The sequence below is a fragment of the Streptomyces seoulensis genome (assembly GCF_022846655.1).
Lineage (GTDB): Bacteria > Actinomycetota > Actinomycetes > Streptomycetales > Streptomycetaceae > Streptomyces.
Genome location: NZ_AP025667.1, coordinates 166,313 through 185,847, shown reverse-complemented (window position 1 = coordinate 185,847; position 19,535 = coordinate 166,313). Strand labels below are relative to the sequence as shown.

Annotated in this window: 14 protein-coding genes and 1 tRNA gene; 8 read left to right on the top strand and 7 right to left on the bottom strand. The window is 73.9% G+C overall.

Translation table 11 applies throughout. From position 1 onward, the window contains the following. Positions 1–288 precede the first annotated feature (288 nt). Positions 289–4,527 (top strand): hybrid sensor histidine kinase/response regulator, encoded by a 4,239-nt coding sequence (locus tag HEK131_RS00835; RefSeq protein WP_244333255.1) that lies wholly within the window; start codon positions 289–291, stop codon positions 4,525–4,527. 42 nt (positions 4,528–4,569) lie between these two features. Here HEK131_RS00835 and HEK131_RS00830 read toward each other — a convergent pair whose 3' ends face one another. Both HEK131_RS00830 and HEK131_RS00825 read right to left on the bottom strand, forming a co-directional pair. Then, a complete protein-coding gene (locus tag HEK131_RS00830) occupies positions 4,570–6,225 on the bottom strand; it encodes a long-chain fatty acid--CoA ligase (RefSeq protein WP_244333254.1) in 1,656 nt (551 codons plus the stop codon). A gap of 118 nt (positions 6,226–6,343) precedes the next feature. Next, positions 6,344–6,934, bottom strand: a complete 591-nt coding sequence (locus HEK131_RS00825) for a SigE family RNA polymerase sigma factor (protein ID WP_217463462.1) — start codon at positions 6,932–6,934, stop codon at positions 6,344–6,346. A gap of 549 nt (positions 6,935–7,483) precedes the next feature. Here HEK131_RS00825 and HEK131_RS00820 point away from each other — a divergent pair. Further along, complete coding sequence (locus HEK131_RS00820; protein ID WP_244333253.1) at positions 7,484–8,344, top strand: bifunctional DNA primase/polymerase; 861 nt, start codon at positions 7,484–7,486, stop codon at positions 8,342–8,344. Here the strand turns inward: HEK131_RS00820 and HEK131_RS00815 are convergent. Next, positions 8,341–9,231, bottom strand: coding sequence for a LysR family transcriptional regulator (locus HEK131_RS00815; protein ID WP_244333252.1), 891 nt, complete (start codon positions 9,229–9,231; stop codon positions 8,341–8,343). The two genes, HEK131_RS00820 and HEK131_RS00815, sit on opposite strands and share 4 nt — an antisense overlap. A gap of 124 nt (positions 9,232–9,355) precedes the next feature. Between HEK131_RS00815 and HEK131_RS00810 the strand changes: the two genes are divergently transcribed. Further along, on the top strand, positions 9,356–9,742 hold the full coding sequence (locus HEK131_RS00810) for a VOC family protein (RefSeq protein WP_244451916.1): 387 nt from the start codon (positions 9,356–9,358) through the stop codon (positions 9,740–9,742). Positions 9,743–9,795: 53 nt separating this feature from the next. On the opposite strand, the gene HEK131_RS00805 is transcribed toward HEK131_RS00810, so the two are convergent. Both HEK131_RS00805 and HEK131_RS00800 read right to left on the bottom strand, forming a co-directional pair. After that, positions 9,796–9,882, bottom strand: a tRNA-Ser gene (locus HEK131_RS00805). Between the two features lie 73 nt (positions 9,883–9,955). Continuing rightward, on the bottom strand, positions 9,956–11,398 hold the full coding sequence (locus HEK131_RS00800; protein WP_244333251.1) for a S1C family serine protease: 1,443 nt from the start codon (positions 11,396–11,398) through the stop codon (positions 9,956–9,958). 404 nt (positions 11,399–11,802) lie between these two features. On the opposite strand from HEK131_RS00800, the gene HEK131_RS00795 reads away from it, so the two are divergent. The 3 genes from HEK131_RS00795 (at position 11,803) to HEK131_RS00785 (ending at position 14,430) form a co-directional block, all read left to right on the top strand. Beyond that, positions 11,803–12,621 carry a glycerophosphodiester phosphodiesterase gene (locus HEK131_RS00795; protein ID WP_244333250.1) on the top strand — a complete coding sequence of 273 codons (819 nt, stop codon included), beginning with the start codon at positions 11,803–11,805 and terminating at the stop codon, positions 12,619–12,621. A gap of 57 nt (positions 12,622–12,678) precedes the next feature. Further along, the gene (locus tag HEK131_RS00790; protein ID WP_244333249.1) at positions 12,679–13,320 is read left to right on the top strand and encodes an ATP-binding protein; all 642 of its coding nucleotides are present in this window, start codon (positions 12,679–12,681) and stop codon (positions 13,318–13,320) included. A 138-nt stretch (positions 13,321–13,458) separates the two neighbouring features. After that, positions 13,459–14,430: a DUF5926 family protein gene (locus tag HEK131_RS00785; protein WP_217463469.1), complete on the top strand. Its 972-nt coding sequence runs from the start codon at positions 13,459–13,461 to the stop codon at positions 14,428–14,430. Positions 14,431–14,636: 206 nt separating this feature from the next. On the opposite strand, the gene HEK131_RS00780 is transcribed toward HEK131_RS00785, so the two are convergent. Beyond that, entirely contained in the window at positions 14,637–15,188 is a 552-nt protein-coding gene (locus HEK131_RS00780; protein ID WP_244333248.1) for a hypothetical protein, read from the bottom strand. Positions 15,189–15,243: 55 nt separating this feature from the next. Further along, complete coding sequence (locus HEK131_RS00775; RefSeq protein WP_217463470.1) at positions 15,244–15,909, bottom strand: bifunctional DNA primase/polymerase; 666 nt, start codon at positions 15,907–15,909, stop codon at positions 15,244–15,246. A gap of 603 nt (positions 15,910–16,512) precedes the next feature. Here HEK131_RS00775 and HEK131_RS00770 point away from each other — a divergent pair. Then, positions 16,513–17,910, top strand: a complete 1,398-nt coding sequence (locus HEK131_RS00770; protein ID WP_244333247.1) for a PP2C family protein-serine/threonine phosphatase — start codon at positions 16,513–16,515, stop codon at positions 17,908–17,910. A 132-nt stretch (positions 17,911–18,042) separates the two neighbouring features. Beyond that, the gene (locus HEK131_RS00765) at positions 18,043–19,509 is read left to right on the top strand and encodes an aminopeptidase P family protein (RefSeq protein WP_217463472.1); all 1,467 of its coding nucleotides are present in this window, start codon (positions 18,043–18,045) and stop codon (positions 19,507–19,509) included. Positions 19,510–19,535: the final 26 nt, after the last annotated feature.

Here is a 19,535-nt window from a genome sequence, read left to right as displayed (position 1 = left end):
AGGTCTCACGGAGTCGTTGCGCAGCCGGGTGGTGCCGGACCGGTGGGCCGGGCAGGCGGGCCTGGGCGCACGTCAGAGGGCGGCGAGGCGGCAACTCGCGTGCCCGGAAGGCGACCCGTGGTGGGATGCGGGCATATGTTCGGCGTCACTTCGTCGTGGTACCTCCCTCCCATCCGGCGCCGTGCGCGCGGGCGGAGCCCTTAGACTCCCTCGCGTGACACCCCGCGGGCCGCTTGGCAAGATGGCCCGAGCGGTCGGCAAGGTGCGGTGACAGGGAGGAAGCGTCTCGTGAGCAGCAGGCCATCCCGAGGCGCTGCTCGCCTCGCAGCCATACTCGACGCCCTGCCCGACGCGTTGCTCCTGGTCAACGCCAACGGCACGGTCGTCAATGCCAACACCATCGCCCTGGAGGCGTTCGAGGCACCCGGTACGGCGCTCGTGGGGCGGGGCCTCCTCGATCTGCTCCCGCAGTTCGACTCCAAGCTGATCCCCGGCTCGATGCGCCGCCCGGACCACATGGACCCGCACGGCCGGACCAAGCCGACCCGGATGGTCGCCCGGCGCACGGACGGCACCGACTTCCCGGTCGAGGTCACCAGCGCGAACCTGGAGAACCCGCAGCAGGCGTACGACGGTTCGGCCTACACCGGCGACGAACTGCTGATGCTCGTCGTGCGGGACCTGTCCGGGACCGTGGACACCGAGGCCGAACTCGCCCGCTCCCAGCGGCAGACCGAGATGATCCTGCGCGCCGCCTCCGAGGGCGTCGTCGGCACGGACACCGACGGCCGGATCGTGCTCGTGAACCCCGCCGCCGCGCAGATCCTCGGCTACCGCGCCGGTGAGCTGGGCGGCAGGGAACTGCACACCCTCGTCCTGCACTCCCGCGCCGACGGCTCCCCGTTCCAGTACGACGAGTCCCCGCTCGCCGACACCCTGCGCTCCGGGCGCAAGCACCGGGTGCGCGGGCAGGTGCTGTGGTCCAAGAGCGGTGACGAGGTCTCCGTCGACCTGACCACCGCCCCGGTGCGCGACGGCGACCAGCTCGTCGGCGCCGTCATGACCTTCACCGACCGGCGCCCGTACCAGTCCCTCGCCGACGAGAAGGAGGCGGTGGAGAAGGCGCACGCCGAGGAGCTGGAGCGGCTCGCCGAGGAACACGCCTCCGAACTGGCCGCGCTGCGCGAGAAGCACGCCACCGAGGTGGAGGAGCTGACCGAGCAGGGTGCCGCCGAGCTGGCGGAGCTGCGCGAAAAGCTCCAGGAGGAACTGGCCGCGGGCGAGGAGCGCTACGCCGCCCTCGGCGAGCGCGAGAAGGACCGCTACGAGGCCCTCGCCGGCCGCCACGAGCAGTTGCTCACCCTCCTCGCCACCTCGCTGCGCGGCCCGCTGGACGAGCTGCGCCGCGAACTGGCCGCCCTCGCCGCCGACGACGCGGGCCAGTTGTGGCCCGAGGCCAACCAGGTGCTGCACCACCTCTCGGCCGGGTACGCCCGCATCACCGCCCTCATCGACAACGTCCTCGGCTTCCAGCGCCTCGACTCCGGCACGGAGGACATCACCCGGACCAAAGTGATGCTGGACGCGGTCGTCGCGGCCGGCGTCGACGGTGCCGTGGAGCTGATCGGGCCGGGCCGCGTGCAGTTCGCCGTGCACGCGCCGCCCATCGAGGCCGAGGTCGACCCGCAGCGGCTCGCCATCGCGCTCGCCCACCTCGTGGCGGACGTGGCGGGCGTGGACGCCACCGGCAACGCCCCGGTGTCGGCCGCCGGTTACCTGGACAACACCGTCGTGGTCGCGGCCGCGCAGCGCGGCGAGGTCGCGCGGATCGAGGTGCGCGGGCCGTACACCGGCGGCGACCCGGTGCACGAGCCGATCGTGCGCGGGATCGTCCGGGCGCACGGAGGTGTGCTCCAGACACATGAGGTACCGGGCATGAGTGGGCGTGCCTACGTCCTCGAAGTGCCGTTGGGCGGTGGCGCCGGGACGGTCGCCGCGCGCGTCCCGGACCCGCGCGAGGCCGTGTCGTCCGGCGCCGAGATCGCCCTCGTGGGCGATCAGGGCGGACGGCGGCGGGCGCGGCGGTCCTCCACCGACGCGTTCCTGGAGAGCGAGGTGGCGGGCGCGGACGCGGCCGACGCACCGGGTGCTGCCGCGCCCACCGGGCGGCGCCGCAGGCGTGGTGCCCCGGCGGCCGAGGAGCCGGGTCCGGCCGCGATCGAGAGCGCGGAGCCGGGGTCCGGCGGCACCGGACGGCGGCGCGGACGCCCCGCCGAGATCGCCCCCGTCGGCGACGGGGTGGCCGCCGAGGGCGCCGTGATGACGGCGGCCGAGCACGCGGCCGGGACCGCCGCTTCCAACACGGGACTTGGCGGCGCGGTGCCGCCGCAGGGCGTACCGGTGCCCGCGGGCCAGGTCGCCCGTCAGGGCTCGGGCGAGGCCCAGGCGGCCCTGCCGCCCGCGCTGCCCGCCGCCGGGGGCCCGACGGCTCCGGGCGCGGAGGTCGCGACCTCCGACGACGCGGCGCCGACCGGCCGTCGCCGCCGCGCGCTGGCGGCCGCCGCCGAGCGTGCCGCCGCGCAGGACACCGGCGCGCGTACGGTCTTCGCCCTGCCGCCGGCCGAGGCGGACCGCACGCCGGAGCCGGAGGCCGCGGCGCAGGGTGTGCACGTCGGGCCGATCCCGGGGGCTCCGCTGCCGGGTGCGGGTACGGCCGCGGGTACGGGGGCCGCTCCGGGTATGGCCGTGGGTGCCGTTCCGGTGCCGGGACAGGGCGTGGGCCCGGCTCAGGCCGTCGCTCAGGCCCCGGTCCAGGGTGCCGCTCAGGCCCCGGCTCCGGACATGGCTCCCGCCGCGGGCCCCGCTCCCGCGGCACCGGCCCCCGGCCCCGCTCCCGCCGTGCCCCCCGTCCAGGCCGCCCCCGTACCCCCGCAGCAGTCCCCCGCCGACGGCGACCCGGGCGACGACGGGCGGCACGACGCGGTGCCCGTGGACCAGTCCGAGGACCACACGCCTCCGCAGCCGCATCCCACCACCGCGCCCACCGGCAGGCGCCGCCGGGCCGTGGCCCAGCCCGCGCAGGCGGAGCCGGGCATCCCGGCGCAGGGCGCGCCCGGTGCGGGCATCCCGGCGCAGGCCACCTCCGGCCAGCCCCTCCCGGTGCCCGCGCAGGCGCCCGCTCCCGAGGCTGCCGTACCCGCGCAGCCGCTGCCCGCCGAGGCCGCGCCGGCTCAGGCGGCGCCCGCTGCGGCCGTTGCGCCCGTTCCCGCTCAGGCGGCGCCGGTTCCGCAGCCCTGGCCCGACGACGAGGACGACGACACCGCGGGCGCGGGCCTGCCCGGTGCCGCGCTGCCGCCGCAGTTCACGCCGCAGCAGCAGCCGCGTGCCGCGCAGCCGTTGCCCGCCGAGGCGCCCGGAGGCGGCGAACCCGACTCCACCCAGGGCCGCGCGATCAGTGTGCGCACGCTGGGGCAGGGCGTGCCGTTCGTCCGGCAGGCCGCCCAGGTGCAGCAGCCGACCGCGACCCCGCCCCCGCACGCGACCAACGGCGGCGGACGCCGCCGCAAGCTGGGCACCCCCGCCCCGCGTCCGGAGGCGCAGCCCGAGCCGGGCGCGCGCCCGCACCCCGAGGCCGTGGCGGCCCCCGCGCAGCCGCGCCGGGCGCCCGGCACCGAGGGTGTCGGACGGTCGTACGCCATAGGAGCTCCGGACGCGAACGCGGCCGAGGGGCCCGAGCCGCTGGACGGGCCGGGCGGCGCCGTGGAGGTCGCGGACACCCCGCGCCCGCAGCCGATGGACGACGAACTGCCCCCGGAGCCGCTGGACAACCCGCGCCGGCTGCTGGTGTGGCCCGCGCCGGACGTGACGACCTCGGACGCGCTCAGCAGCCGCGGCTACCGGCCGGTGGTCGTGCACTCGCGCGAGGAGGTCGACGCGCAGATCGCGGCGTTCCCCGCCGCGCTGTTCGTGGACCCGCTGACCGGCCCGATCACCCGGACCGCGCTCCAGTCGCTGCGCCAGGCGGCCGTGGCCGCCGAGGTGCCGGTGCTGGTGACGGCCGGACTCGGCCAGGCGAGCCGGGAGGCGGCGTACGGCGCCGACCCCGCCGTGCTGCTGAAGGCGCTGGCGCCGCGCGACAGCGAGCAGCATCCGCCGCGGGTGCTGCTGATCGAGGAGCACGCGGAGATCGCGCTGGCGCTCACCGCCACGCTGGAGCGGCGCGGCATGCAGGTGGCGCGGGCCGCGAGCGACGGCGACGCGGTGACGCTGGCGGGACAGTTCCGGCCGAACCTCGTGGTGATGGACCTGATGCAGACCAAGCCCCGCCAGGCCGGGATCGTGGACTGGCTGCGCGCCAACGGGCAGCTCGACCGGACCCCGCTGGTCGTCTACACCGCCGCGGTCGACCAGGCCGACCTGCCGAAGCTGGCGTCGGGCGAGACGGTGCTGTTCCTCGCGGAGCGTTCCACCAGCGACGAGGTGCAGGGCCGGATCGTGGACCTGCTGGCGCGGATCGGCACCAACTGAACGGTGGCCGGGGTCCCGTGGGACCCCGGCCACCGGTGGCGCTCAGAGCCGGGTGACGTCCAGCTCGCCGTCCGCGTACCGCCTGCGCAGCACCTTCTTGTCGAACTTGCCGACGCTGGTCTTCGGGACGGTCTCGACGATCGTCCAGCGCTCGGGGAGCTGCCAGCGGGCGATCCCGCACTCCTCGGCGAGGAAGACGCGCAGCGCCTCGAATCCGATCTCCGCACCCTCCTTCAGGACCACGGTGGCGAGCGGGCGCTCGTCCCACTTCTCGTCCGGCACGGCGACCACGGCGGCCTCCGCGACGTCCGGGTGGGCCATCAGGGCGTTCTCCAGCGCCACCGAGGAGATCCACTCGCCGCCGGACTTGATGACGTCCTTGGCGCGGTCGGTGAGGGTGAGGTAGCCGTCGGGGGAGATGGTGCCGACGTCGCCGGTCTTCAGCCAGCCGTCCTCGCTGAACTTGTCGTCCGGGCGCAGGGGTTCGGCGTCGGGGCCGTTGTAGTAGGCGCCCGCGATCCAGGGACCGCGCACCTCCAGCTCGCCGGCCGACTCGCCGTCCCAGGGGAGGCGTTCGCCGCCGGGGCCGGTGAGGCGGGCCTCGACGGAGGTGGGGAAGCGGCCCTGGGTGAGCCGGTAGGCGAACTCCTCCTCGGTGCCGATCACGTGGGCGGGCGGCCGGGCCACCGTGCCGAGCGGGGAGGTCTCGGTCATGCCCCAGGCGTGGCAGACCCGCATGCCGAGCGCGTCGAACGCCTCCATCAGGGAGGGCGGACAGGCCGCGCCGCCGATGGTGACCTGGGTGAGGGAGGTGACGTCCCTGGGGCGGGCGCCGAGTTCGGCGAGCAGACCCTGCCAGATGGTGGGGACGGCGGCCGCGTGTGTCGGACGCTCGGTCTCGATCATCTCGGCGAGCGGGGCGGGCTGGAGGAACCGGTCCGGCATGAGCAGGTTGACGCCGGTCATGAAGGCCGCGTCCGGCAGGCCCCAGGCGTTGACGTGGAACTGCGGGACGACCACCAGCGAGGTGTCCTGGTCGGTCAGGCCCATCGACTGGGTCATGTTGACCTGCATGGAGTGCAGATAGACCGAACGGTGGCTGTACACCACGCCCTTGGGGTCGCCGGTGGTGCCGGAGGTGTAGCACATGGCGGCGGCCCGGCGTTCGTCCAGCTCGGGCCAGTCGTAGTGCTCCGCGCGGCCGGCGAGCAGCTCCTCGTACTCGTGGACGCGCGCGGTGGCGGCCGCGAGCGGCGCGCGGTCGCCGGGGCCGGCCACCACGATGTGCTCGACCGTGGGCAGCTTCGCCAGCAGGGGAGCGAGCATCGGGATCAGCGAGCCGTTGACGATGATCACGCGGTCCGCGGCGTGGTCGACGATCCACGCGAGCTGCTCGGCGGGCAGCCGCAGGTTGAGGGTGTGCAGTACGGCGCCCATGGAGGGGATGGCGAAGTACGCCTCGACGTGCTCGGCGTTGTTCCACATCAGGGTGGCGACCCGGTCGTCGTCCCGCACCCCCAGTTCGTCGTGCAGGGCGTGTGCGAGCTGGGCCGAGCGGGTGCCGATCTCGGCGAAGGTCCGCCGGTGCGGCTCGGCCTCGCCGGTCCAGGTGGTGATCCGCGACGATCCGTGGATGGTGGACCCGTGGTTCAGGATCCTCGAGATCAGCAGCGGTACGTCCTGCATGGTGCTCAGCACGGCGGGCGTCCTCCCCGGCAGCGTTGCCTGTACGGAAGTAGAGTCGCGCTGATTCTGCGCACATACCGCGCGGTATGTCACTAGGGGGACCGAAAGTCGGCGGCGTATCCCGCGTCTCTCAGCGGGCCAGGCCCAGCTCGGGGTCCTCGCGGAGCTTGCCCAGGGCGCGGGAGACGGCGGACTTCACGGTGCCGACGGAGACACCGAGCAGCTCGGCGGTCTGGACCTCGCTGAGGTCCTCGTAGTAGCGCAGGACGACCATGGCCCGCTGGCGCGCGGGCAGGCGCAGGATCGCCCGCCACATCGCGTCGCGCAGCGCCTGCCGCTCGGCCGGGTCCTCGGCGCCGGGACGCGGCTCGGGCTCGGGCAGCTCGTCGCAGACGTACTCGTCCACCCGGCGCCTGCGCCACTGCGAGGTACGGGTGTTGAGCAGGGCGCGGCGCACATAGCCGTCGAGCGCCCGGTGGTCCTCTATGCGCTCCCAGGCGACGTAGGTCTTGGCCAGCGCGGTCTGCAGCAGGTCCTCGGCGTCGCTCGGGTTGGCGGTCAGCGAGCGGGCGGTGCGCAGCAGGGCGGGGTGGCGGGCGCGGACGTAGGACGCGAAGGAGGGGTAGAGCGAGGTCGCGGCCGAGGCGAGCCGGGGGTGGGGGAGAGTCTGCCGCGCTGGTGCGGCGGCGGCCGAGGCGCTGGTGCAGACGGGTGCGGTCATGACTCCACGCTAGGAGCGGGTACGGCTCCGGGGATCGGCCGGAGGTCCCGAAGCCGGGTCCGCCTCAGGTTGTAGGGGTGGGGTTCGCCGGACCTCCTGAAGGTGGAGTGGACCTCCACCCGGCCTGGGGGTTCTCCCGGAGGGGTTCCCGGACCGGGCCCCGGCACACGCACGACATCGGCGCGGCGGCACCGAAGTGCCGGCCGCGCCGATGTCATGACCCCGAAGCACACCCCGGCGGAGCCCCTCCCCAGGGACCCCGCCCCGGGCTCACCGGATAGGTCCGCGGTGACTGCTTGCCATCTCTTCCTCCAGTACCGAACTACGGCTTGAGCCAGGGCGGTTGGCCGACCATCCCGGCTCGCTGTACGACGTCGCACCCGAGTACTGCCCGCCACATCCGGCCCCAATCTCCCCAGGGGCCCCGATTACCACGCAAGCGTGATGACAAGTCGATAAACCCCCATCGCCACTTTTCTCCACCCTCACCGTCGAACCGGACATCCCCGCCCTCTTCCCATGCTCGAACGCACGTACGACCATGGAGGCATGGCCACTTCCGCCCGCCGGGCCGGGACACCGGTCCTCGCCCACGCGCTGTCGGCCGCCGAGCGCGGCCTGGCCGTCATCCCCCTGTCCCGGAGGAAGCTCCCCGCGCTGCGCTCCCCGCACCGGGCCGACCCCGCGCACCCGCCCTGCCACGGCGAGTGCGGCCGCTTCGGGCACGGGGTGCACGACGCCTCCGCCGACCCCGCCCGCGTGCGCGCGCTCTTCGCCGCGGCGCCCTGGGCCACCGGGTACGGCATCGCCTGCGGCCTGCCCCCGCACCATCTGATCGGCGTCGACCTGGACACCAAGCCCGGCACGGACTCCCCGGCGGCGCTGCTGGCCCTGGCGGCGCGGCACGGGTTCACGGTCCCGGAGACGGTCGTCGTCCTCACTCCGAGCGGCGGCCGTCATCTGTGGCTCACCGGGCCACCGGACGTGGCGGTCCCCAACTCGGCGAGCCGGCTGGCCCCCGGCATCGACATCAGGGGAGCCGGGGGCTACCTGGTCGGCCCCGGTTCGCGGGGCACCCACGGCACGTACACGACGGCGCCGGGCACCGCCCGCCTGCGCCCGGCGCCCTGCCCGCCGGCCCTGCTGGACCTCCTCCTGCCCCCGCCGCCCCGCCCGGCACGGGCACCCTCCGCCGACGGGGGCACCGCCCTGGTCCACTTCGTCCGCACCGCGCACGAGGGCGAGCGCAACGCCCGCCTCTTCTGGGCGGCCTGCCGCGCCCACGAACAGGGCACGGGCCCCTCCCTGACCCCGCACCTGCTCGACGCGGCCCTCGACGCAGGCCTGCCGGAACCGGAGGCCCGCGCCACCCTCACCTCGGCGGCGCGGAGAGCGGGGTACGGGGGCTAGGGAGTGTCTCGCGCCACGTCCGCCGCGGCTCGCACGAACTCCCGCACGCGCGCCGTCGTGTTCCCCGCCCGCCACACCGGCCCGCGCCGGATGGGCGGAGCGTCGTGCAGGGGTACGTAGGCGATGTCGGGCCGGGGGTAGTAGCGGCGCGAGTGCTCGCCCACCGGGAGGACTCCGAGGCCCAGGGCGACCAGGGTCAGCATCTCGGAGAACGAGGCTCCGGCGGGGCCCTTCGGTATCGGGCGGCCCGAGGGGGTGCGGTCGGGGGTGCGGTCCCGTTTGAAGGCGGCGGAGGTGACCGCCGGGTACTGCACGACGGGGTGGTCCGCGAGCACCTCGAGCGACACGGACTCCTCGCCCGCGAGCGGATGCCCGGCCGGGACGGCGAGCACCCGCCCCTCCACCAGCAGGTCGGCCCCGCAGGCCATGCCGTCGAACGGGAACGAGGCGATCAGCACGTCCACCGAGCCGTCGAGCAGACTCGCGCGGGAGTCGGCCAAGCGCGCCTCCCGTACGACGACCCGGCACTCGGGGTGCCGCTCGCGGAACAGCCCGACCGCCTTCAGCAGCGCGGGCGCCGTCCACTCGCCCAGGAAGGCCACGCGCAGCTCTCCGGTGACCCCGCGGCTGGCGTCAGCGGCCCGGCGGAGGGCGTCCGCCATGCCGTCGACCAGGGGCGCGAGATCGTCGGCGAGGCGCTGCCCCACGGGTGTGATCCGGACACTCCTGCTGTTCCGCTCGAACAGCGGGCCCCCGACCCGCCGCTCCAGCTTCCGGATCACCTGGCTGACCCGCCCGGTCGTGACACCCAGCCGCTCGGCGGTGCGCCCGAAGTGCAGCTCCCGCGCGAGCGTCAGGAAGCACTCGATCTCGATCCGCTCCAGCATGCGTCCCCCAGCGTTGAATCGGGCTCAACGACCGTAAGCCGATCGGCGCTTGATGGGACCCCGGCACCGGCGGATCGTAGAAGCGTCTCCACTCCCACCCCTTCCGGAGGAAAAAGTGCCCGAGCTGCGCGTCAAGGCCTTCGACCACCTGGTCCTCAACGTCGCCGACGTCGAACGCTCCCTCGGCTTCTACACCGCCCTCCTCGGCCTGGAGCCGGAGGGCGTGGACGAGTGGCGGGCCGGCAAGGCGCCGTTCCCCTCCGTCCGCATCTCCCCGGACACGATCATCGACATCGTCGCGGGCCCGCGGCACGAGTCCAACGTCGACCACTTCTGCCTGGTCGTGGACCCCCTCGACTGGACCGAGGTCATCGGATCGGGCCGCTTCACCGTCCTGGAAGGCCCGGTACAGCGCTCGGGCGCGCGGGGCGAGGCCACGTCGGTCTACGTCCAGGACCCGGACGGCAACACGATCGAGCTGCGCTGGTACCCGCAGGACGCGGGGTCCTAGGACCCGGCACGCGGAAGGGGTGCCCCTCGTGCGGGGCACCCCTTGCCGTACTGCGGAGGCGGTGGGATTTGAACCCACGGTGACATCGCTGCCACGACGGTTTTCAAGACCGTTCCCTTAGGCCGCTCGGGCACACCTCCCCGCTTCGCCCACCTGGGGCGGAGCGGGGTACAGCGTACCGGGAGCGGGCGCCGGGCGGGCGACGGACCTGCCCTAGCTGTCGCCGACCCGGGAGCCGAGGGTGAGGTCGACGGTGCGGGTGTCGCCGCCCCGCTGGTAGGTGACCTTGACCTTGTCGCCGGGCTTGTGGGTCCAGATCTCGCCGATCAGGGTGGGACCGCTGTCGATCACGGAGTCGTCCAGCTTGGTGATGACGTCGCCCGGCTTGAGGCCCGCCTTCGCGGCGGGGCCGCTCGGCTCCACCGCGGCCGCGCCGCCCGTGCCCTGGTCGGTGATCTTCGCGCCGTTGCTGGACTCCTCCAGGGAGACCGAGGCGCCGATCTTGGCGTAGACCGGCTTGCCGTTCTTGATGAGCTGCTGGGCCACGTACTTGGCCTGGTTGATCGGGATGGCGAAGCCGAGGCCGATCGAGCCGGACTGGCCGGAGCCGAAGCTGCCGCCGCTGGTGGACTGGATGGCGGAGTTGATGCCGATCACCGCACCGGAGGCGTTGAGCAGCGGTCCGCCGGAGTTGCCCGGGTTGATCGACGCGTCGGTCTGCAGGGCGCTCATGTAGGACGCCTTGCTGCCGGAGCTGCCGTCGCTGGAGGCCACCGGGCGGTTCTTGGCGCTGATGATGCCCGTGGTCACCGTGTTGGACAGCCCGAAGGGGGCGCCGATGGCGATCGTCTCGTCGCCCACCGCCACCTGGTCGGAGTTGCCCAGCGAGAGCGGCTTGAGGTCGGAGGGGGCGTTCTTCAGCTTGATGACGGCCACGTCGTAGCCCTGGGCGTGCCCCACGACCTCGGCGTCGTACTTACGGCCGTCCGGGAAGGTGGCGGACAGCTTGCCGCCGTCGACCGCCTCGGCCACCACGTGGTTGTTGGTGACGATGTGGCCCTGGGTGTCGAAGACGAACCCGGTGCCGGTGCCGCCCTCGCCGCTGGTGCTCTCCGCCTCGATGGTCACCGTGCTGGGCAGCGCCTTGGACGCCACGCCCGCGATGGTGCCCGGCGCCCGCTTGACCTGCGAGGCGCCGTTGTCGGCGGCGGTGACGGTGGTGGAGCCCTGGCCGTCGTTGTCCTTGGCGAGGGTGTAGCCGAGGCCGCCGCCCAGACCGCCCGCGACCAGCGCGGCCACCAGCACCGCGGCGATCAGCCCGCCGCGCCCGCCGCCGGCCGGCTTCGGCGCCGGCTGCTGGTAGGAGGCACCCCAGCCACCGCCCGCGCCGCCCGCGCCCGCCTCGCCGTAGCCAGGCGTGCCGGGCGGCGGCGGGGGCGGCCAGGAGCCCTCGGGGGCGCCGTAGGACTGGGTGGCGCCGGGTCCGTACGGATGCTGCTCCGGCGCTCCGGGCGGGCCGGGGGGCACCGGCGGAAGCTGAGCCGTCGCGCCCGCGTCGGGCACGCTGCCCTGCGGGGAAGCAGCGGGAGATGCCACCGGCACAGGAGGTGCGGACGGGGCCGGGGGTACCGCGTTGCCCTCGTTCTCGGTGCTCACAGCTCTTCTCTCCTCGATCCACGGCTGTTGTCGTCGGTCGCGCTCGGTCGCACTCGATCATGCTCGGTCGCCACCGGTCGCGTCGCGTCGTATACGGGTCGCGTCGGTCCATGGTCGGTCATGCCCGTGGCCGCGTGCACGCCCGTCCGCCCGAGACGCGCGGACCGGCACGGCAGGGCCGCGCGTGGTCCCGTGTCTGTTCCTGTTGTACGCACTCAGCTTTTCCCACGGGCCGTCAGGGCACCGTAAGCGGTCCCTGTGGGACCGTGGGGACCCTTTATATAAGACTTCTCGGGCAAAAGTGAGATAAGTATGCGTGGATGCCCGCCCGGTGGCGTGCTCCCCCTCAGCACCTGCCCGCTCACGCCGCCCGCACGACCCCGCGTCGGTGGCACCATGACGCGGTGACCCACGCACCACACCACACCATCCAGGTCGTCGCCCACCGTGGAGCCTCCGAGGACGCGCCCGAACACACCCTGGCCGCCTACCGCAAGGCGATCGAGGACGGCGCGGACGCCCTGGAGTGCGACGTACGGCTCACCGCCGACGGACATCTGGTCTGCGTCCACGACCGCCGCGTGAACCGCACCTCCAACGGCCGCGGAGCCGTCTCCGCGCTGGAGCTGTCCGACCTCTCGGCCCTCGACTTCGGCTCCTGGAAGAGCCGCGGCGGCCGGGACGAGGAGCCCGACTGGGAGCACCGGCCCGAGGACCGCGAGGAGACGTCGGTACTCACCCTGGAACGCCTGCTGGGACTCGTGGCCGACGCCGGGCGCCGCGTGGAACTGGCCATCGAGACCAAGCACCCCACCCGCTGGGCCGGCCAGGTCGAGGAACGGCTGCTCACCCTGCTGCGACGCTACGGGCTGCACGCCCCCGCCTCCCCCGAAGCCTCCCCGGTCCGCGTGATGAGCTTCTCCGCCCGCTCCCTGCACCGGGTGCACGCCGCCGCCCCGACCCTGCCCCTGGTACTCCTCGCCCAGTTCGTCACCCCCCGCCTGCGCGACGGACGCCTGCCCGAGGGCGTCACGATCGCGGGCCCCTCGATCCGGATCGCCCGCAGCCACCCGGCGTACGTACGGCGGCTCAAGGAGGCCGGTCACCAGGTGCACGTGTGGACCGTGAACGAGCCCGCGGACGTGGACCTCTGTGTCGGCCTGGGCGTCGACGCCATCATCACCAACCGCCCGCGCGCGGTGCTGGACCGCCTCGGCCGCTGACCTCTTCCGCCCCCGAGGAGTGCTCCGGCGCGTTCGCTTCCCGCAAGGACGTTGCGAATGCGTCGCCGGAACGAGACTGGCCGGTTTCCGGTACAGGCCATTGGGGCATCCACACCGTGGCGTGGGGCGAAGGAGGTCTCGGGGGTGGCGTTGGTGGTGGCACAGGAGGTGCCCGCGTCGTCGAGCATGGCCGTACCTCATGGCCCTGCGGGCGTGGGGAAGGCGAGACACCGGATGCGGGCGCAACTGCTCGGCGGCGGGGTCCCGGAGACGGTCGTGGACGACGCCGCACTGATTCTGTCGGAACTGCTGAGCAACGCGTGCACACACGGGCGCCCGCTGGGCGGGGCCCGGGCCGGGGACGGCGCGGTGCGCGCGGCCTGGCGGATCGACCCGCGCGGACGGCTCATCGTGGAGGTGACGGACGGCGGCGGCCCGACCCGCCCGGCTCCGGCCACCCCCTCGGTCACCGCGCACGGCGGCCGGGGCCTGAGCATCATCGACGCGCTCGCCGACGACTGGGGTGTACGGGACGACGTACCGGGCGAGGTCACGGTCTGGGTCGTGGTCCACGCCGACGTGCACGATCCCGATGCCGGCGGCCCGCGCGAATCTTTCGCTACGCGCGTCACCACCGCCCCGCCGGTCGCCGCGCTGGCCGAACTGGGCTTCACGGACACCTTTGAGGCCCTGGACTGAACGGGCGGCGCGGAAAAGGCGGTTGTCCACAGGCGCCGCCGGATCGCGCCCCCGTCGTCCACAGGTTCCCGTGGCCCGCGGCCCGAACGACTAGGCTCCCGCCCGTACGAGACCAGCCGTAACCGGGAGACAGCCACGATGGCCAAGAAGCGACCCCAGACCAAGGGCAAGCGCCCGCAGCCGCACGGGGCCGAGGGCGAGGTTCCGGTCGTCGGCGCCCGCGAGGCGTGCCCCTGCGGCAGCGGCCGCCGCTACAAGGCGTGCCACGGCCGCGCGGCCGCGCACGCGGTGACCGAGCTGGTGCAGCGCCCGTTCGAGGGCCTGGCGAGCGAGTGCGACTGGGTGGCGCTGCGCGAGCTGGTCCCGGCCGCCACCGTCGAACTGACCCTGAAGGACGGCCTGCCCGAGGGCGTCCCCTCGGTCACGCTGGCCACCGTGCTGCCGATGGCGTGGCCCGCGCTGCGCCGCGACGACGGCTCGGTGCTGCTCGGCCTGCAGAACGACACCGCCTCCGGCGACATCAGCCGCGACCTCGCCGACACGCTCCAGCGTGCCCTGGTGGCCGAGCCCGGCACCCCGGTCGAGGGCCGCCGCGCCCCCTCCGGCACCCCCCGGCTCCAGGACCTGCTGGACGACGGCGCCGCGTTCGAGCCGGTCGTGCACAGCGGCTTCGAGTTCTGGGTGCCGGACGCGGAGAACGCCACCCCGGAGGTGTCCGCCTCCCTGGAGCGGGCCAACTCCGCCGCGATCCCCACGGTGAAGCTGTCCGGCGTGGACGCCGCGTACTGGTGCGAGACCCCGGAGAAGAACCACCTGCGCTGGGTGATGCCGCACGAGGAGGAGCACCTGCTCGACGCGCTGGCCCGGCTGCACACGGCGGGCACCTCCAGCCTGGGCGAGGGCACCCGGCTGGTCGGCTCGTTCCGCGCGCACGGCCTGACCGTGCCGGTGTGGGACCTGCCGAGCGGGGTCGGTGCCGAGGAGATCGAGAAGCCGGCCGCCGAGTTCGCCGAGCGGCTCGCCGCGGCCCTCGCGGTCACCGAGCCGCTCACCCCCGAGGAGCGCCGGGCGCGCGGCGGTCTCACCAACCGCCAGGTCACCCTGAGCTGACCCGGGCCGAGGCCGCGCGGAACGGGTGACTCCTGTCACAACTCCCCGGTGTGTCAAGCGAATCGGTGTCCGAATGGGCCGGTCCGAATTTGCGAACCGCCGATCTCTTGTTACCGTTCCAGTAGCCCGGTTGCTGGTGCATCCCCCGTCGCCAGCAACCGGGCCTTTCCATGCCCGCGCCCGGCCGGATCAGCCGTAACTGATCCTCAACTCCCGTTTGTGTCAACGGAGTTGCTGCCCGCGCGGAGCAGCAGCGGACCTTCGGTGCCGCGCGCGAACTCGGAGACCGCCGTGTAGGCGGCCGCCACACCCCGCGCGCGTTCGCGGGGCGTCTCACAGGTGGCCGGAGCGTCGTCCGCGCCGGTGGCGCAGGTCGTGCGTACGGCGCGGCCGTCCGGCCCCAGCAGGCTCAGCACGGCGTCCACGGCATCGCCGGTGGTGTTGCGGTAGTAGACCCGCGCCCAGGTGTCGCCGCCCCGCGTCAGCACACAGGTCTGCGCCTCCAGCCCGTCCGGCGAGGCGATTTCGGGTCCGCAGCGCGCGGAGGTGACCCGGTCCGGGGAGGGGCTCGCGGAAGAAGCGGGCGAGCCCCCGGCCCGCGCGGGTGCACGCCCCACCGTGTCGGCCCCGCCCACCTGCCCGGCCGAGGCCACGGTCAGCGGCAGCAGCAACGCGGCCGCCACGAGGGCCGCCAGGGCGGAGGTACGGAGCGGTCCGGCTCCCGGCCCGTCCACGCGGGGCCGGTGATTTCGCAGCATGGCCGGAAGATAACGAGCGCACCCGGCCGTCCGGCCCCGTGCGCCCACGACACCCCTACAACTCGGGCGCGCTCACACCCGTACGAGTGAGGGCGTCGACCACCGTGTCCACCACGGCCTCCACGTCGGGCACCCAGGGGGAAGCGGAGCCGGGCAGCGGGGCGCGCTCCCAGCGGACCTCGCCCTGGCCGGTCGCGGAGGGCGGAAGGGCGAGATAACCGCCCTCGCCGTGGAAGCGGAGCGAGCCGGGGACGAAGTCCTTGGCGTACAGCAGTTCGCCCAACTGCTCCATCGAGTAGGGCTTCACGAGGATCGCCCAGCGGTGCGGGGCGGCGACGACCGGGCCGAGCCGCATGCCGCGCCGGTCGAGCAGCGCGAGCGCACGGGCGCCGGCCTCGGCGGGCAGGCTGACCGCGCAGGGCGCCTGGCCGCCGGTGGCGAGGACGACCGGCGCGTCCGGCCGGCTCGTCCACCACCAGCGCACCATGCGGGCGTCGGTCGTGGCCGCGAGGAGGCCGGGGTCACCGGGGTGGGCGCCGGGCACCGTGCATCCGGGGTCGGAGCAGGAGCAGCCCGTCGGGCCCTGCGGGTCGGGGGCCGCGCCCGGCACCACGGGCCACCGCCACGTCGCCGCGAAGGTCGAGGCCGCGTCGATCGGCTCCGGGCCGTCGTCGTCCCGCCGGGACGGGAGTCCGTGCCGCCTTCCGAGGATCTCGCGCATGAGCGCTCGTTCCTTTCCGTTGCACCGCTGGCAACACCGTGGACATCACAACATGTGTGGATCACTTCACTGTGCGTACCTGTTGGCGCATCACGCCCTCGCGTACGGCGAGGGGAACCCCCAGGGATGGAGCATCTGTCGCGTCCGACGTGCGGTTCTTCAGGAGCACGGACACGGCACGGGGGTGGCGAAGTCTGGCGTTTTGCCGTCGCGCGTGTTTCTCTCCGCCTCCGCCACGGGAGGATGGGGCTCGGTCGTCGGTGGTTATGACGTCCGGGTCCTTCGCCAGGTTCCGGGCGGCCTCGGCCGCCCCTGGCCTTCTCTCGATTACGTACCCATCACGACCGTGGTGACGCTCCGTCGAGCAGGGCCAGTCGACCGCAATGAAGCTCCACCCGAGGCAGTTTCCAGCCAACTTGCCAGTAGTACAAGGGGTTCCGGGCAATCCCTTCCGGCCCCGCCAACACCAGGAATCCCCGCAGGACAATGCTGGACATCCCCTCACGAGTGCGTGTACATGTGGAGACACTGCTAGCGGCGCAGAATCACATGGGGGTTTGCGATGCTTTTCAGTAAGACGCACCGGTCCGAGAGCCGGACGCCATGAATGCCCCTCACCCTCCGAAAGTGGCCGGAATCGATCCCACGGTTCCCACTCCAGCCCACACTGTCGCGCCCGCACCGCCCGCCCCGGAAGCCGGTCCCGCACCGGACGTCCCGGCAGGTACCCCGCCCCCCGTCGCCGCCCCGGACGCCCCCGGCAGCCTGCTCCAGGACCAACTGGCCGGCTGGGTCTCCGACCTCACCACCCTTCATGAGCTGACCGAGCGGATGTGCAGAACGTCCGCACTGCAGGACGCACTTGAGGAACTGCTGCGCGCCGGTGCCGCCCTCGTGGGCGCCCGGCGCGGTCTGGTCGCGCTGGAACCCGGCGACGGACTCGGCCCCCGCACCTCCCTCGGCCTCGGCCTCGGCCGCGCCGACCTCGGTCACATCGAGACCGTCCCGCGTGACGCCCTGCTGACCGACGGCACCGGCGGCCCGGCCGTCCACGCCGACCTGTTCGCCGAGCCCGGACTCGACCCCCGTCACCGAGAGGTCGCCGCCCGCCTCGGCTACGCCGCCAGCTACGCCCTGCCGCTGACCACCGACAGCGCCCACCTCGGCGCCGCCGTCTGGCTCTACGACGAACCGGCCGCCCCCGACGAACACCACCGACATCTGGTCGGCCGCTACCTCCGCCAGGCCGCCCAACACCTCGCCCTGCTGCTGGAGGTGGAGCGCACGCGCGCGTGCGCGGCGACCCTCACCGAGGAACTGCTGCCCTCCCGGCTGCCCCGTCTCCCCGGCGTCCAGCTCGCCGTGCGGCACCGCACCGGCCCGCGCGGCGGCGGCGACTGGTACGACGCGCTGCCGCTGCCCGACGCCGCCCTCGGCCTCTCCGTGGGCTCGGCCACCGGCAGCGGTCCGGGTGCCGTCGCCGCGATGGGCCGGCTCCGCGCCTCCCTGCGGGCCTACGCCGTGATGGAGGGCGAGGACCCGGTGGCCGTCCTGTCCGACCTGGAGCTGCTGCTGCGGCTGACCGAGCCCGCCCGCTCGGCCACCGCCCTGTTCGCCTACTGCGAGCCCGCCGCACGCCGGATCACCCTGGCCGGCGCCGGGCACAGTCCGCCGCTGCTGACCGGGGAGCGGCGCACCGAGTACGTCGAGACCTCCCTGTCCGCCCCGCTCGGCATGCTCGCCTGCTGGGAGGCGCCCAGCGTGGAGTTCCGCGTCGAGCCCGGGGAGACGGTGCTGCTCTACACCGACGGGCTGCTGCAGCGTACCGGCGAGGCGATGGACCGGGCCTTCGCGCGGCTGCACTCGGCCGCGGCGGGCGTGCCGCGCGCCCTGCGCGGCGACCCCGGAGCCGTCGCCGACCACGTCCTGCGCACCCTCCTGCCGGACGACGGCACCGGCGATGACGAGGACGTGGTCCTGCTGGCGGCCCGCTTCGACTGAGCGAGACCGACATGAGCACGACCGGTCCGGTTTCGGTACGAACGTACGATGATGGAGGCACCCCTGCTCGGGCATGGACGCGAGCGCCGCGTGCCCCCTGGGGGAGACCACACGCCGTACCGAGGAGGATCAGTGTCCGACGAGCTCAACCCGGCCGTTCCCGACGAGGCCACCGAGGCCGAGGAGCCCATCAAGCAGCGAAAGAACGGCCTCTACCCCGGTGTCTCCGACGAGCTGGCGGAGAACATGCGCTCCGGCTGGGCCGACACCGAGCTGCGTGACCTGGCGCCCGTCCCGCAGGCCGCCGAGACCGCCCGCCGCCGCGCCGCGCTGTCCGCCCGCTTCCCCGGCGAGCGCCTGGTGATCCCCGCGGGCAACCTGAAGACCCGCTCGAACGACACCGAGTACGCCTTCCGCGCCTCCACCGAGTACGCCTACCTCACCGGCAACCAGAGCGAGGACGGCGTCCTGGTCCTGGAGCCGGCCGCCGGGGGCCACCGCGCGACCATCTACCTGCTGCCCCGCTCCGACCGCGAGAACGGCGAGTTCTGGCTCTCCGGCCAGGGCGAGCTGTGGGTCGGCCGCCGCCACTCCCTCACCGAGTCCGAGGCGCTGTACGGCATCCCCGCCGCCGACGTCCGCGAGCTGGCCGGCGAACTGCGCGAGGCCACCGGCCCGGTCCGCGTGGTGCGCGGCCACGACGCCGGGATCGAGTCGGCCCTGACCGACAAGGTCACCGCCGAGCGCGACGAGGAACTGCGCGTCTTCCTCTCCGAGGCCCGCCTGGTCAAGGACGACTTCGAGGTCGGCGAGCTGCAGAAGGCCGTCGACTCCACCGTGCGCGGCTTCGAGGACGTGGTGAAGGTCCTCGACAAGGCCGAGGCCACGTCCGAGCGCTACATCGAGGGCACCTTCTTCCTCCGCGCGCGCGTGGAGGGCAACGACATCGGCTACGGCTCGATCTGCGCCTCCGGCGCGCACGCCTGCACCCTGCACTGGGTGCGCAACGACGGCCCGGTCCGCTCCGGCGACCTGCTGCTGCTCGACGCGGGCGTGGAGACCCACACCCTCTACACCGCCGACGTCACCCGCACCCTCCCGGTCGACGGCACCTACACCGACCTCCAGCGCAAGATCTACGACGCGGTGTACGAGGCCCAGGAGGCCGGCATCGCGGCGGTGAAGCCCGGCGCCAAGTTCCGCGACTTCCACGACGCCTCCCAGCGCGTGCTCGCCGAGAAGCTCGTGGAGTGGGGCCTGGTCGAGGGCCCGGTCGAGCGTGTCCTGGAGCTGGGCCTCCAGCGCCGCTGGACCCTGCACGGCACCGGCCACATGCTCGGCATGGACGTCCACGACTGCGCGGTCGCCCGTACCGAGACCTACGTCGACGGCACGCTGGAGCCCGGCATGGTCCTCACCGTCGAGCCCGGCCTGTACTTCCAGGCCGACGACCTGACCGTGCCCGCGGAGTACCGGGGCATCGGCGTCCGGATCGAGGACGACATCCTCGTCACCACCGACGGCAACCGGAACCTCTCGGCGGGCCTGCCGCGCCGCTCCGACGAGGTCGAGGCGTGGATGGCGTCGCTCAAGGGCTGACGACCACACCGATGGCCGGGCATCCC

What these genes read in the sequence shown, in the direction of transcription:
- HEK131_RS00825 (WP_217463462.1), bottom strand. Translation starts at nt 6,934, where the DNA reads ATGACCGCACCCGTCTGCACCAGCGCCTCGGCCGCCGCCGCACCAGCG.
- HEK131_RS00820 (WP_244333253.1), top strand. Translation starts at nt 7,484, where the DNA reads ATGGCCACTTCCGCCCGCCGGGCCGGGACACCGGTCCTCGCCCACGCG.
- HEK131_RS00815 (WP_244333252.1), bottom strand. Translation starts at nt 9,231, where the DNA reads ATGCTGGAGCGGATCGAGATCGAGTGCTTCCTGACGCTCGCGCGGGAG.
- HEK131_RS00790 (WP_244333249.1), top strand. Translation starts at nt 12,679, where the DNA reads ATGCGTCGCCGGAACGAGACTGGCCGGTTTCCGGTACAGGCCATTGGG.
- HEK131_RS00785 (WP_217463469.1), top strand. Translation starts at nt 13,459, where the DNA reads ATGGCCAAGAAGCGACCCCAGACCAAGGGCAAGCGCCCGCAGCCGCAC.
- HEK131_RS00780 (WP_244333248.1), bottom strand. Translation starts at nt 15,188, where the DNA reads ATGCTGCGAAATCACCGGCCCCGCGTGGACGGGCCGGGAGCCGGACCG.
- HEK131_RS00775 (WP_217463470.1), bottom strand. Translation starts at nt 15,909, where the DNA reads ATGCGCGAGATCCTCGGAAGGCGGCACGGACTCCCGTCCCGGCGGGAC.
- HEK131_RS00770 (WP_244333247.1), top strand. Translation starts at nt 16,513, where the DNA reads ATGAATGCCCCTCACCCTCCGAAAGTGGCCGGAATCGATCCCACGGTT.